The organism is Microcoleus sp. Pol14D4, assembly GCF_036701245.1.
In the GTDB taxonomy this organism is placed as follows: domain Bacteria; phylum Cyanobacteriota; class Cyanobacteriia; order Cyanobacteriales; family Microcoleaceae; genus Microcoleus.
Window position 1 is genome coordinate 1 of sequence record NZ_JAUBQM010000116.1, and the last position, 12,914, is coordinate 12,914.

13 protein-coding genes are annotated in these 12,914 nt (G+C 45.2%); 6 read left to right on the top strand and 7 right to left on the bottom strand.

Features of this window, described 5'->3' with window-relative positions:
- Positions 1 to 462: 462 nt before the first annotated feature.
- Both QUA33_RS25935 and QUA33_RS25940 read right to left on the bottom strand, forming a co-directional pair.
- Positions 463 to 780, bottom strand: a complete 318-nt coding sequence (locus tag QUA33_RS25935; RefSeq protein ID WP_333152390.1) for a helix-turn-helix domain-containing protein — start codon at positions 778 to 780, stop codon at positions 463 to 465.
- Complete coding sequence (locus tag QUA33_RS25940; protein WP_333152392.1) at positions 749 to 1,099, bottom strand: hypothetical protein; 351 nt, start codon at positions 1,097 to 1,099, stop codon at positions 749 to 751. Before QUA33_RS25940 ends, QUA33_RS25935 begins: the two co-directional genes overlap by 32 nt.
- Before the next feature lie 425 nt (positions 1,100 to 1,524).
- Here QUA33_RS25940 and QUA33_RS25945 point away from each other — a divergent pair, with 425 nt between their 5' ends.
- Positions 1,525 to 1,707 (top strand): hypothetical protein, encoded by a 183-nt coding sequence (locus QUA33_RS25945; RefSeq protein WP_333152394.1) that lies wholly within the window; start codon positions 1,525 to 1,527, stop codon positions 1,705 to 1,707.
- A gap of 43 nt (positions 1,708 to 1,750) precedes the next feature.
- A complete protein-coding gene (locus QUA33_RS25950; RefSeq protein WP_333152396.1) occupies positions 1,751 to 2,326 on the top strand; it encodes a site-specific integrase in 576 nt (191 codons plus the stop codon).
- 35 nt (positions 2,327 to 2,361) lie between these two features.
- Here QUA33_RS25950 and dnaB read toward each other — a convergent pair whose 3' ends face one another.
- A complete protein-coding gene (dnaB, locus tag QUA33_RS25955) occupies positions 2,362 to 3,717 on the bottom strand; it encodes a replicative DNA helicase (protein ID WP_333152398.1) in 1,356 nt (451 codons plus the stop codon).
- Positions 3,718 to 3,838: 121 nt separating this feature from the next.
- Entirely contained in the window at positions 3,839 to 5,542 is a 1,704-nt protein-coding gene (locus tag QUA33_RS25960; RefSeq protein ID WP_333152400.1) for a hypothetical protein, read from the bottom strand.
- A 24-nt stretch (positions 5,543 to 5,566) separates the two neighbouring features.
- On the opposite strand from QUA33_RS25960, the gene QUA33_RS25965 reads away from it, so the two are divergent.
- A complete protein-coding gene (locus QUA33_RS25965; protein ID WP_333152402.1) occupies positions 5,567 to 5,851 on the top strand; it encodes a hypothetical protein in 285 nt (94 codons plus the stop codon).
- 828 nt (positions 5,852 to 6,679) lie between these two features.
- Here the strand turns inward: QUA33_RS25965 and QUA33_RS25970 are convergent.
- Complete coding sequence (locus tag QUA33_RS25970) at positions 6,680 to 8,437, bottom strand: helix-turn-helix transcriptional regulator (RefSeq protein WP_333152404.1); 1,758 nt, start codon at positions 8,435 to 8,437, stop codon at positions 6,680 to 6,682.
- A 20-nt stretch (positions 8,438 to 8,457) separates the two neighbouring features.
- Between QUA33_RS25970 and QUA33_RS25975 the strand changes: the two genes are divergently transcribed.
- A complete protein-coding gene (locus QUA33_RS25975) occupies positions 8,458 to 8,640 on the top strand; it encodes a hypothetical protein (RefSeq protein WP_333058103.1) in 183 nt (60 codons plus the stop codon).
- Positions 8,641 to 8,873: 233 nt separating this feature from the next.
- On the opposite strand, the gene QUA33_RS25980 is transcribed toward QUA33_RS25975, so the two are convergent.
- Both QUA33_RS25980 and QUA33_RS25985 read right to left on the bottom strand, forming a co-directional pair.
- Positions 8,874 to 10,019 (bottom strand): ParB/RepB/Spo0J family partition protein, encoded by a 1,146-nt coding sequence (locus QUA33_RS25980; protein WP_333152406.1) that lies wholly within the window; start codon positions 10,017 to 10,019, stop codon positions 8,874 to 8,876.
- Positions 10,020 to 10,127: 108 nt separating this feature from the next.
- Complete coding sequence (locus QUA33_RS25985) at positions 10,128 to 10,958, bottom strand: ParA family protein (protein ID WP_190655507.1); 831 nt, start codon at positions 10,956 to 10,958, stop codon at positions 10,128 to 10,130.
- Positions 10,959 to 11,190: 232 nt separating this feature from the next.
- Between QUA33_RS25985 and QUA33_RS25990 the strand changes: the two genes are divergently transcribed.
- Together QUA33_RS25990 and QUA33_RS25995 are read left to right on the top strand one after the other, a co-directional pair.
- On the top strand, positions 11,191 to 11,442 hold the full coding sequence (locus QUA33_RS25990; RefSeq protein ID WP_333152408.1) for a hypothetical protein: 252 nt from the start codon (positions 11,191 to 11,193) through the stop codon (positions 11,440 to 11,442).
- Between the two features lie 84 nt (positions 11,443 to 11,526).
- Positions 11,527 to 12,684 (top strand): transposase, encoded by a 1,158-nt coding sequence (locus tag QUA33_RS25995; RefSeq protein ID WP_333147403.1) that lies wholly within the window; start codon positions 11,527 to 11,529, stop codon positions 12,682 to 12,684.
- Positions 12,685 to 12,914 lie beyond the last annotated feature (230 nt).

Below are 12,914 nucleotides of genomic sequence, written 5' to 3' on the forward strand. Positions count from 1 at the left end.
CTCAGCTTGAGGCCATCAGGCCTTGTCTGAGTTACTTTGGCGATACTTGCTTATCAGCACTTATTGAGCAGTTACAACCCGTAGATGATCGTCTGCATCGTTTCTCTTACGAAATCGTGCCACAATAACACGCTGACAATTAGGAAGCAGGCTAATGATACACCACGGGTGCAATTTTTCAGAGTAGGTCATTTTAGTACCTCAGCATTAAAAGTAACAGATTGTGCTCTTGTTTCATTGCTTGCCAAGACAGTAATTGAATAATCTTGTCAAAGACAGGTCACGGTGACATTGATATTTGACGAGGTTTGTGCTAAGACAAGCTCAAATTATCTTTTGATGCTGAAAAAGCTTGGTGTATGGCAGCCACCTAAACTGTTGGAACAAGTCAGCAGTATATGCTTGTGATAACGCATACAGTCGTTGCCCTAAACAGTCTTTCCGGTATACGCGCCGCTACTATTAATCCAGGCTATTCTCTTCGCAAGGCGGACACAGGAAAGCCACCAATGTCTCTGGAATTTCCTCAAAATGCTCCAGCAGAAAATCCATTAAAGCCAAATGACGCAAATCGACAGCAGTAGGGAATCGGCGATTTTCCCCCTTTCTAAACCAACCCCGCACTGTAGAATCAGAACGAGAACAAATAAAAGCAATTTCCTCATAACTCACTCCCCACTTTGCATAAAACTGCCTCGGTGTCATTCCGAATTGGCATTCACTGTAAACTGCAATCAAATTGCGTTCTCTATCTGTCAAAGTCTGCTGCTTTTTTATCATCCTCAAACTTCTCCAAATCTTCCTCCCAGGCAGTATCAAACTGACACCACTTTGCACTCTTGGAATCAGGAGTAAGGCAAATGATGTAGCACCACATCCAACAACGCTGACGCTGTTCATAGTTGTAAAATTTGCCTATAACCATTCCTCTGTCACCTTCTTCGCCAACATCAGCCCAGCGCACCCTAAAGCCGCACTCAAAGCGCGGGAGATGAATTTTGGCAAAATTTGCAGGCAACTCAGTTGAAGGTGGTATATCCTTCAACTGTTTTAGTGGCAGGGCCGAAATCAAATCTCGCTTTCCTTTTGAGATTGACATGAGTTCTCAACTTTGCATCGACTGCAACAGATTTGTTTTGATAGGTTTTTAGGTCAATTTCTTGATAAAGAAATTGCAGCGCGATATTTCCTTAAATCAATCAATTGGAATCTATATTTGACGAACTATTCTCAAAGCCCAACTCTGGCTAGGCTATCAATTTTTTGAGATACCGCCCAATCGCGTTGATGTCAAGTCCGGTTGCAGCAGACTGGTATAGTAAAGGTGTAGTTGCTTTCGTCAGCGAGGTGCGACGAAAGACAAACGTCTCCAAATCGAACCACACCGGGAAGTAGAATAACTATTGGAGAATATTGATGACTTGTTCTTCAGAATATAACCAGCCAGCAAAAAAGGTTGCAGGTAGAATCAAACAATAGTATAATTAGATGAGTTACTAATAATTTTCTTGGTGGCGCGGTGTTATGACAGCCCTTGAACCTGTTACCTTCAGAGACCTCATAGACGCGATCGCTACCTTGCCGATTATCAACTTTCCCGAGAATTCGAGTCAGTTGAATAGCAATAAGCGGGACGTGAGTTGCAACAAGCGCCTCCGATTGCCCAGAAAGCGATTAAGCCGGATTTGGTTGGCCATCAAAGAATAGAAGCCAGTTAGCCTACTTGACGTAACATCCCTTTCGTCCAATAATGAAGGAATTTACCCGTCAAGGATGCGCCGTGAAGGTTCAAGGGAATGGGCGCGCTAAGATTTTGACGCCCGCAGAAATTGACCGACTGTTTGACCGGGGTTTTATTACAGCAAGGGACAGGCTTTTGTTTGCTGTAACTTTTTACTGCGCCTGCCGCATTTCAGAGGCGTTAGCTTTAACAACTCACGACATTGTTGGGGGGTCAGTCACGTTGCGGAAAGCGACGACAAAGGGGAAATCAGCAACGCGAACGCTGCCGCTCCATCCTATGCTGGCTAAGTATTTAAAGGCTTACAATCCAGATGTGGGTCTTTTGTTTCCGGGGCGAGACAATACGAAGCCTTTGACTCGCGCTCAGGCGGATGTGATTTTTAAAGAAGCTTGCAAGCGGGTAAGAATTAAGGGAGCTTCAACGCATTCCATGAGGCGGACAGCACTCACGAACTTGAGCAATGCTGGGGTGCCGCTGCGGGTGATTATGGAGATTTCGGGACACAAAAATTTGTCGAGTCTCCAGCGCTATTTGGAGGTACAGCCGGAACAGCTTGTCAAGGCGATTGGGCTCTTGAAGTAAGGCGACAGAGCTCAATATTTTCCTGTCCTTTACTATTACGGCAGTTTATAGATATTCCGAAACCGACAGCATTCAGCATCAAACAGCAACTTAACCGTTCCCGTTCCGCTATTGCGCCCTTTCAATCCAATAATTTCAGCGATTCCCCGATCGGGAGAATCAGGATTGTAATAATCGTCCCTGTAAACTCCAAGCACAACATCCGCATCCTGTTCAATCCCACCCGATCCACGCAAATCCGATAAACTTGGACGTTTATTTGTGCGAGTCTCTACCCCCCGATTGAGCTGGGAAAGCAGCACAACTGGCGCGTCAACCTCGCGAGCCAAAATCTTCATCTGCCGCGTAATTTCGCTGATTTTATTGACAAAATTTTCATCCGCTGAATTCACCATCAATTGCAGGTAATCAACAATTACCAAACCCAAGGGGCCGCGCTCGCAAACAAATTCCCTAACTCTCGAACGAATCTCCAAGGGAGACGGTTCCAAACTTTCGTCTATCCAAAAATCAGCATCGCTAACTTTCCCCAAAGCCGAAGCTAGCACTTCGTACTTACCAGCTAGGTTAACTTGCCTGATATCTTTCACAGACACTCCACTCTCAAGTGCCATTAATCGCGCTGCCAAGTCCCGACCCGGCATTTCCATCGAAAACATCAAAACCCGACCGTTCCTGGGGAGGGAAGCAATGTTGTACCCAAGCGCGCAAGCCAAAGCTGTTTTGCCGCTGCCGGGGCGACCTCCTATGACAATCAATTCGCCTCGGTAAAATCCCCCTCCCAATAGGTCGTCGAGGTCGTAAAACCCCGTGCTGATTCCAGGACAGTAGTTAGCAGTCTCCAAGCGCTGTTCCTCAATTTCATCTAGATATCGCCAAAGTTCGTGGCAGTATTCCGAAAGAGGCCGAATAGCTTTCTGTCGCTCTTCTCTGTACTTATTGAGGACAAAAATCTTTTGCTCGGCTTCATTTAGTATGGCATCCAATTCGGTGGAAGTTTCGTAGCCAAGCTGCACCAGGTCATTACCAATTTTGATGAGTTCGCGCCGGACAAACTTGTCCACAACTAGCAAGGCATATTGGTCGATGTTGACGGCTGAAACAGTTCGGTCTACCAGCATTACCAGTTTAGTTTGACCCCCTACTACTTCCAGCAGGTTGTGGTCGTCGAGAAAAGTGGTGACGTTCATCAAGTCTGTGGGCTGCTCTTTAGAGTGCAACGCTAAAGCGGCCCGATAAATGTGTTGGTGGACTGTAATTGCTAACGCTTCGGGACGCAGAATATTTGCGACTCGGTTAATGGCGATTGGATCGATCAGAATTCCGCCTAAAATTGCTTCCTCTGCATCAATGTTACTCGGAATAATTTTGTCAACAAAACTGACTCCCATACCTGGTACTCTCCTTTGAGATTGTTGTTACTTGAACTGTGTTGTTAGTTGCCTACAGAATTGGAAACTGTCTTGTCTACAGGAATTGAATAATCAGTGTTTTCACAGCTAGGCCTCATAGCTAAGTAGTAGACAATTTGTTCAAAATTTGTTTGAGTTGCTGAGGAAATCGATGCATCCACTGCAAGTAAATTTGCTGCTGAATACCTAGCGCTGCAAAAGCTTCTTTGCCTAGTTGCTGGAACTGTTCGCATAACGTTCGGTGAGTTTCTAATGGCATATAATGAGGGTCAACATAATCCTCAGTTATTCTTGTTGCCTGAGCAGAAGGAGAATCTTTTGGAGTTGGAGAAGAGCCTGTTGAAGCTGGAGACGAAACAACATTTGTTGGGTTCGAGTTTTGAAAACCGTTAGTTTTTTCCCACCAGCGACCGCGCAAACAATCAACGACCCACCCTGAAGGGTTGGATATTTGCTTTGTTTGGCTTCGGACTTGCAGCAAGTTTATGGCGGCTTGGATTTCGTTTAAGCTGTGCTGGAGTACACAAATTTTTAATTCGGGATTCATGCCTCCTGTGGCTCGCGTAACGGCTTCGACTATTTCAGTTGCATCGGGATTGGCAATTGCAATCACTTCGATAATTTCAGTCGCATCAGGATTACTAATTGGAACGGCTTTGACAATCTCAGTCGCATCGGAATTGGCAATTGCAACCACTTCGACAATTTCAGTTGCTTCGGAGTTAGCAATCGCAACCGTTTCGGCAATTTCAGTTACATCAGGGTTGGCAATTGCAATTAGTTCGACAGTTTCAGTTGCATCAGGGTTGGCAATTGCAACCGCTTTGAGAATCTCAGTCGCATCAGGATTAGTAATTGGAACGGCTTTGACAGTTTCAGTCGCATCGGGGTTGGCAATTGCAACCGCTTCGACAATTTCAGGAACTTGGGGAGTAACGGGCGAAGATATTTCAGGACTTAACGGGACAGCTTTATTGGTAAGTATTGGTGATTTGGCGGCAGAGATTGTTGGATTGTCGAGGCTGTTGAGTTCTGTCAGCAGTTTTTGCGGGGGTTTAGAGGTCAAACCTATTTGTTCAGAAGTGTAAGGCATTGCCACATCGACTGCCTGACTGTTATCTGAATTAATTCTCAGACATTCAGCGGTTGGGGCGGAACATTTATTTTCAGTACAGGTTTTTAGTTCTTGTTCTGAATTTTTATTTAATTCAGTGCTTTTAGATTTGATTTCAGTTACAAGCTGTGGTTTTTTATCTGGTGATGTTAAATTTTCTTCCTCTTTAGAAAAATTAAAAAAAACAGCAGCAATGTTTTCAGTGCTTTGCTGTTCTTTTTTATCCTTTGTAAAGAGTACGGCACCATCAGGGTTTGAACCCCCTGTTTGCTCAATTTTTGGCTGGTTCAGTCGATTTTTTGACTGCTTACTCAGTTTTTGGAATTTTGAATTGGTGTGAGTGAAGGGGCGAACGTCGCCCAGGTGCTGCACTGCTATGCGAAAAATGCCACGCCCGTAGTTTTTGAGAATTTTGACCAAGCCGAGTTTTTCGAGCTGTCTGAGGGCTGCCCGCCTGGTGTTGGGGCTGTAGGGCTTGCCGTTTCGGACTCTTGTGGCTCGTTTTTCGCCCAAGGGGATGTCATAGATGTCGATTTCCTCTGGTTTGCCGCCGATGCAGGTTCTGTACAGGTAGAGGGCGAGTTTGATGGCGCTGGGGGTAGCGCCTTCGAGTACGTCGGCCAGGGCTTCGTAAATTGAGGCATATCTGGTGAGTGGTGGTTTGTGCCAGGTAGTTGTATCTGCAACCATTTTTTGTTCGCGGGAAAAATGAGCGTGTCACTTTTAGCGGCTGTGGTAGCTACTAGAAGCGTGCGAGAGGGGTTGTTATGGATTTGGTCGGATTTGGTCGCGGGGTATCCGCTCGTGCTTGCAGCAGGAAGGCGAGATGCGCTCCATCGCGCTGCATTGGCGATCGATCGTCGAGCCCGTGCGATTATTTTTTCCATCCTGCCAGGTCGATCGTCGCGGGATGTGGTGGCGGATCAGTCTTGTCAGACTTATAAAAGTTGTAATCAAAAGCTGAAACTTATATATAGCAAGAGTTTCAAAAAATCATAATCCTGGGATGTGGATAAGATTATCCTGGGATGTGGATAAAATTGTCCTGGGATGTGGATGTTTTTGTAATCAAGCTTAAACCCATATACTGTAAGGGTTCAAGCTCGATTTTTTAAGTTTTTTTTATGATTACACGGCTGCTGTCAGCTTGATTACGGCAACTAGCCCTTTAGGCTCGCTGGATCTCGCTAATTCTGAAAATAGGAGTATTTGAATGCGTTCACCTGCATAGCTATCCGCGAGATACCGGACAAAACTGGACAACCAGCTCAAACCAGTAAAGATACAGCCCGGTAAAGTCTGGACTGAGGTTGCGTTAAGAAAGTCATGGCACCCGCAAGATACGCAGCCAGCCCCAGGCTCTGTCGCTGCGATCGCTCAAATTGAATAACAACTTGAATAACCAATCTTTTATTGATCGGGCGTAAAAAATTTTTGCTTGCTGTTGATTAGTAAGGCTTTTGCTGGGTAACATCAAAATTCTCTAACGTGCCTAAAATCGACACAGCGCAAGGTCAAAGTTTTTTATCTGCTTGAAGTCACGATCGTAGGATAAAAAACACTAACCCAATCTATGAGCAGCTTTGGGTAATACAAGTTCTCTAAAATGCTGCTACAATGCGGGTCGAGTACCCAATACAATTAGATTCGAGCGGTACAAACTACTGTTGCATTATTTTGGAGAAATGGTATAAGTTTTCCGAAGCAGCGACCAGTGAGGCGACGAGTCAGTTTGGTACGAGTACCGCGCCCCAAAACTGAATTCAACAGCCGACAAGTTTCAAACCCCCATCGATCTAAAATCTCCAATCTCAAATGCGATCGACTTCACTCAGCGATATCCAATAGAGCGAGCAATTTAGTCTCTATTTCCGGGCTGACAGTCCGCTGACCACGCTCTATCTGAGCAATCAGCGACTGTGAAACCCCCAACCAACCAGCTAATTTTCTCTGAGTCCACCCCTTACCTTCACGGGCTTTTCGCACGGAAGCACCTGCTATCGAGAGTGGTTTTGCCGAAGCGCGCTTTAATTGTTTGGGTTGGGTCTTCTTTGAGATTAAAAGTGGGATGGGTTCTGGCTGAAGGATGGTAATTTTGGCCGCCAGCCAGCATTCCAGGTAGCCTTTTGGGTTTCTTTCTTTGTTCTCAGGCTGAAGTTTATCTGGATAAGTTTCCGGGTCAAATTCTATTTGCCACTCCAGATTCATTAATAGTTTTAAGGCACTATCCCAGCTATGCTTTAATTTGTAGGCTTTGCGATTATCGCTGCGAGCTGAGTCAATTTGTGGAGATGGTAAAATCGCTTTTAGTAGCGTTAAAACTCGGTATTCACCACTGGCGTGAAATCGGCTTTCTATGGTGACATGAATTGCTAGTCTTAAGGCAAATTCGTTATGGTACGGATCGATTCTCAGCACTTGCTGGGAAAGATAGCCAAACTGATATAACGCTTCTCTCGACTTGGCTCCAGCTCGGTTCAAAAAATCCTGAGTCCACAATCCGGGTTGGACTGTGATGTAGATTTCATGGGGGTTGTCTATCTTACCTTCAAAATTTAACTGACCTTGGGGTTTGATGTAGACATTCCACATTCTCCCTACAGGAGCACTAGCTATAATTTGCCCTTTCTTGTTCATTCCCTCAATCCAAACAGCTTTGACCAACAAACAATCAAGGGCAAATGCTGTATTAGCAATCTCTAGCAGTTTTTCTATTTGAGTTTTTTTGTGATTTTTATCCCATCCCATTTCCTTAACAATATCGCTGGCTTTTAGTGTAAAGCTGCTGTGCCAAGGAGTCTCTTGTTTCATGGTGTGAGCTGCAAAAATAATGTGCAATTTTGCGCTGGTAAACCCAAACTTATCAATGATTTGCTGGGCTTCGTTCCAAGGCAGCAGGGTAATGTCACCTGGGCTGGAAATGTAATGCTCGATATAATTGTTTGAGTTACCCTTTGCTTCATGTTGAAAAACAGCAATACTGCTGGCAGCTTCATACCACAAATCAGGTCGGATCTGCGCGCGGAGACTGGAAGCCATCAGAGCTGCTGTTGGAACAGCTTCTACAGATTTATTCTTGAATAATGGGGGTTCGGTTACTGGAATTGGAAGGGGTGCAAGTTCTAAGATTTTTGCCAACTGAGCTGCTGATAGATTTTGTATATTTATTTGTTGTAGTAATTCATCGGCAGCATGATATCCACACGCACTAATTATCTGAGATTCTGTCCGGGATTCGGATTTGGGTAAGGATGTGTCAGGGTGAAAAGCGATCGTTCCAGGCAGAATATCCGATAGGTTTTCTCCTCGATTCCAGAGTTCTAATTGATTCAGTATCCACTCTGCATTCTTTTCCAAAAAATCTGATGTCAAGTATTTCTCGAATGTTTTTTCAATAGTTCCTAATAATTGTGGGGTGATTTTTAAATCGCGATACGGTAAGTGTTTTATTCCACTGTTTTGAGATATAATTGTTTTCAAAGCGTGATGCAATCGGGTAGCAATATTCACTAATATTGAATATAGGAGTTTACCTTCTCTACCTAGTTTGAGAGCGTATTGTTGGATGCGATCGCGGTCTCTCATAAGGACAATGTGTTTTCAGGTTGCCACATATATCGAATCAAGCAAGATTTAACCCGCCGACTATTAATGGTAAACTCCTCAAGGCGATCGGTGCTTGCTACAACCAACAAAAAGCTGTTTTGCGATCGAAATTACCGTCAGACAGAACAACTTATCAAAAAATTCACAAACTGACTCACAAGCTTGCATTGCCTCATGGATAACTACCTCCACAATGCAATTCGTTTATTATAGATTGTCTGGCAGCTAATCAGATCGAAGGCCATCGATAAAAACGATGGGTAGAAACAGTCGATCGATTTCAGCAGACAGCCCGATCGAAACTTTGTTGTTATACCAAATTCATAAAATATCGCTAAATATCTACCCCCTCAACTCCCCCGTTCGAGGGGAGGAGTTAGAACTGCCTCTGTAGCAGAAATTTATGAAATTGGTATTATTCCCCACCATTTTGTTTCAAAACCGCCTCAATTTCCGCCAGCTTTTGGCGCAAAACCTCCTGCAACTCCACCAGTTGTTCAACCTCAGCTTGCTCCAACACTTGCGGTGACAGCTTTTTCAAATTCCCGGCTGCCAACTTAACCTGCTTGAATTGGCGGGCTGCCCCTGGGAAATCATCCAGATTAGAATTAATAATTTCTTGCACCAATTTACGAGTTTGAGTCACCGACAATTTCTCGGCAATAACTCGATCGGTTGCTTGAACTCTAATCGGCTGCGCTTCTTCCTCTGGCAAGACTAAATTTTTAGCAGAGAGTTTAGAAAGAGCCATTGCATGAACCCCTTTAAGTCCTAATTGCCTGATAGCAGTCTTAAGGTCATCAGCCAAAGACAGCATCGGGAAAATGTTGGCATCGATAGAAGCGGGATTGAGCTGCAAATCCAACAGTGTCCGCAAAACGGCCAACTCTTGTTCATCCAAACCCACAGCGGCCAAACCCTGTTGCTGCTCGTCAGGTGCCACCGTCACCAACTCGGAAACCAAGTTCATCCGTTTTTGCGCGTTCAAGCGTCGCACCACTGTCGAGAGAATGCGGGGGATAGTTGCAGCTTCCAAACCCGTATTTTCAGACAACTCCCGCACAATAGCTTCTGCTTTATCGAGGGGATTGAGATCTTCCCGGTGCAGGGAAGTCAGCAGTGCTTTGCGGTGCAAAGCCGCGGGTTCTGGAACGATCACAGCTTGTAAAGTTTCCCAGCCCAGATTTTTAGCGCTGCGCCAGCGCCGCTCTCCATCGAATATCACCAAATCCCCCCGTTGAATCAAGATAATGGGTTGCAGTTGTCCGTCACTAGCGAGGGAACGGGACATGGACTCGATACTTTCTGGCAAAAAAGTCTGTCTGGGTTGTTCAGGATTAGGCTGAATTTGGTCTAGTGAAATGGAGAGGATACCGCTGGCGGATTCTAGTTGTTCTCGCAGTGCAGTCAATTGAGATTCCAATTCCGTTGAACCCGATTTTCGCAGTTCTTCAATTTCTGCTTTGAGTTCCTGAATCTCGGATTCAGCTTCAGAGAGGTGCATTGACTGCTTGGCGGATGAAAAATAATTTCCCAAGTCAGGAGCTTTACGGGTGGCCATAGCGATTTTAGATTTTAAATTGGGGATTGGAAGAAGTCAGTTCATGCCTATAAGCCAAAAACGAAGGATTCGTTTTCGCCGGCGCAAGTTGTGACTGTGAATCAAACACTATTTCTTTTTTTTTCCTTTTTTGGCAATAGCCGGAGCAACTCCATTTCCCATTAAAGTAGCTAACTGTTTAACAATTTCTTTGAAGTCGCCTAAAGCTGGGTGAAGCGGGCGATAAAGGTGTAATGGCAACCCTTGACCGCTGGCATTGACAAATTCTGCACTGTCCCGAATAGGTGGAAAAACGCGGATATTCATCTGCTCTAGCTGGGCTGGCAAGGACTCTAAAAGTTGTCGGTGGACGGCTCGTTTAGTATCGTATTGGTTGGGTACAAACCCTAAGATTTCTGGTTGCGGCTTGAGGCGTAATTGTTTGCAATGGTGGTAGTACCACTCCAGCAGGTGAGCTGCTCCTTGAATTGATTTTGGTTCGAGCTGTACGGGCACTATTATATGAGTGCAAGCAGTTAGTGCCATCAAGGGCAAGGGGCCGAGGGTAGCGGGGCAGTCGAAGATAATTAGGTCGTGATCCATTGGATAGTCACTCAGGCAATCGCCCAGAAGATAAGCGCCACGCTTGTGCAGAACTAACTCGTCTGCTGTTTGCGTCAGCGTCATTCCGCCTTGACAAACGGTTATATTATTGGTGTGGGAACTCCAGCTAGGAGTAAGAGGCCAAGAGCCATTGAAGCTTTCTCGCATTATGGCGGACAGTGTGTGTTCTGGCTCTGGCGGATTTAGACCGCAAAAAAGGGTCAGGGAGCCTTGGGGGTCGAGATCCATAATGGCTACTTTCAAACCCCTTAACCCCAGTTCGTAGGCGAGGTGAACTGAAAGTGTGGTTTTGCCAGTGCCGCCAGCATTGCTGATGACTGCTAGTCGAATTTGCATGGTTTTGAATTAAGTAGATGATTTAAGTATCATATATCGAGAGTCGGCATCAGATATCGATATATGAGAGCATCGCGGTAAACCACCGTTGGGCCCCACGTTGAAACAGCAAGTTAATATTTAGTCTGACGAGTAGATTATCGTCAAGTTTAGTACGGGGAAGATTGTTGAAAAGAATTTAAGTTCGATCGCTAGACTGAAACACGGAACGTCATATATCGATATCTGAGGTATGGGTTCTAACCGCCGAGTTAACTTCGATCGCAGTCTTGGGACGGTGCGATCGTACAATGTACTAGGGAACTTCAAAGGCACGGAAGGGTTGGGCGAGTCAACTGAACAATTTGCATTAAAATACCTAGAATTAGTTGAATATTTTCAACTAAAACAGCAGGATTCCCCCACCATACCGAAACGGTATGGTGGCGTGAGCAATGCGCGTGAGAGAGCCATTGCACCACCAACCAAATCGATAATCCCGTAGGCGCTAAACAAGTGAGGCGGTGTATAAGTAAACGAACAAATTATTTGATTGTCATAGTTTCACGCGTTGAGATATAGTGGCGTCATGAAACAAGTCCTGACAGTATCTTGCAAGCTCGAAGTAACGCCGGAGCAATCGACGAAAATCGATTCGACGCTCCTGGCGTTTGCTAATGCTTGCGAATACGTGAACCAAACTGCTCCTCCAACTCTGACAAACGAGTTGGCGATACAGTCCTTGGTTTATCACGATGTCAGAACTAGATTCGGCTTGTCTGCTCAGTTGGCGATTCATGCGATTAGACGGGTTTCTGGTAACAGGAAAACGGCCAAGAAAGATGGCAAGCCAGTTAAAAACTTTGCTCCAACAAGTGCCACTTACGACCCCCGCACCTTCTCTTTCAGAGAGAAAGACTGGACTGTAAGTTTGACCACTATCAACGGTAGAGAGCGATTTCCACTTGCTATTGGCAACTATCAGCTTGGATTGTTGAAGGGGCAAGTCCCCAAAACAGCCACGCTAGTAAAACGTAAAGATGGTACTTACTATCTGAACATTCAGCTTGAATCTGTACCACCAGAACCAATCGAAACCGACAAAGTTTTGGGGTGTGATTTGGGGCGAACTGACATTGTTGTTACATCCGAAGGGGATAAATTTAGCGGCAAAGAAATTACCGCAATTAGAAATCATTACGCCAAACTTAGAGCGGATATCCAACAAAAAGCTACGAAAGGCACACGCAGTGCTCGACGCAGATGTCGAGCATTGTTGAAACGGTTGTCGGGCAAGGAAAAACGCTTTCAGGAATTGGTAAATCACACCATCAGCCATCGACTGATAACTAGGGCTAAGTCGAGTAGCCAAGCTATTGCTTTGGAAGATTTGACCGGAATCAGAGAGCGAACCAATAGCCTTCCTCGCAGCAAAAAAGAGCGGAGGTTGAGTAATAGTTGGGCGTTCTTCCAATTGCGGCAATTCTTGATTTACAAAGCGATAAAATATGGCGTAAAAATCTTGTTGATCGACCCTAGATACACGTCGCAGACTTGCCATAACTGCAACCATATCCACCCGGTTCGGGGTGAATCTTATCGGCAAGGTAAGCAGTTTGTTTGTGGACATTGTGGCTATGTTGGCGATGCAGATTATAACGGGGCGAAAAATATTTCGGCTCTTGGGGTTGTTGTAAACCAGCCTGAAGGTTCGGGGCTTTGCTGTTCTTTGAGCGGTGATGCATAGCGGGCTATTGAAAGCCCCCACTATACCGCTATACGCGGTTGGTAGCGGGTAGTTTACTATAAACCGTCCTATCTTCTAGTTTCATGAACCTCCAGATACTGCCTGTTGTCACTGCACCATAAACACAGGAAATGCTGTTATCTTTTTGAATATTAAAAATCCTGGGGGGGTGACAAAAAGGTCTACGAGATAGACTGTATAAGGGTTGCGGCCCGCATACCTTGTTGATA

Excerpts from the sequence above, each read along its gene's own strand:
- QUA33_RS25940 (WP_333152392.1), bottom strand. The coding sequence starts at position 1,099 with ATGTCAATCTCAAAAGGAAAGCGAGATTTGATTTCGGCCCTGCCACTA.
- QUA33_RS25935 (WP_333152390.1), bottom strand. The coding sequence starts at position 780 with ATGATAAAAAAGCAGCAGACTTTGACAGATAGAGAACGCAATTTGATT.
- QUA33_RS25990 (WP_333152408.1), top strand. The coding sequence starts at position 11,191 with ATGGGTTCTAACCGCCGAGTTAACTTCGATCGCAGTCTTGGGACGGTG.
- QUA33_RS25970 (WP_333152404.1), bottom strand. The coding sequence starts at position 8,437 with ATGAGAGACCGCGATCGCATCCAACAATACGCTCTCAAACTAGGTAGA.
- QUA33_RS25945 (WP_333152394.1), top strand. The coding sequence starts at position 1,525 with ATGACAGCCCTTGAACCTGTTACCTTCAGAGACCTCATAGACGCGATC.
- dnaB (WP_333152398.1), bottom strand. The coding sequence starts at position 3,717 with ATGGGAGTCAGTTTTGTTGACAAAATTATTCCGAGTAACATTGATGCA.
- QUA33_RS25995 (WP_333147403.1), top strand. The coding sequence starts at position 11,527 with ATGAAACAAGTCCTGACAGTATCTTGCAAGCTCGAAGTAACGCCGGAG.
- QUA33_RS25960 (WP_333152400.1), bottom strand. The coding sequence starts at position 5,542 with ATGGTTGCAGATACAACTACCTGGCACAAACCACCACTCACCAGATAT.
- QUA33_RS25980 (WP_333152406.1), bottom strand. The coding sequence starts at position 10,019 with ATGGCCACCCGTAAAGCTCCTGACTTGGGAAATTATTTTTCATCCGCC.
- QUA33_RS25950 (WP_333152396.1), top strand. The coding sequence starts at position 1,751 with ATGAAGGAATTTACCCGTCAAGGATGCGCCGTGAAGGTTCAAGGGAAT.
- QUA33_RS25985 (WP_190655507.1), bottom strand. The coding sequence starts at position 10,958 with ATGCAAATTCGACTAGCAGTCATCAGCAATGCTGGCGGCACTGGCAAA.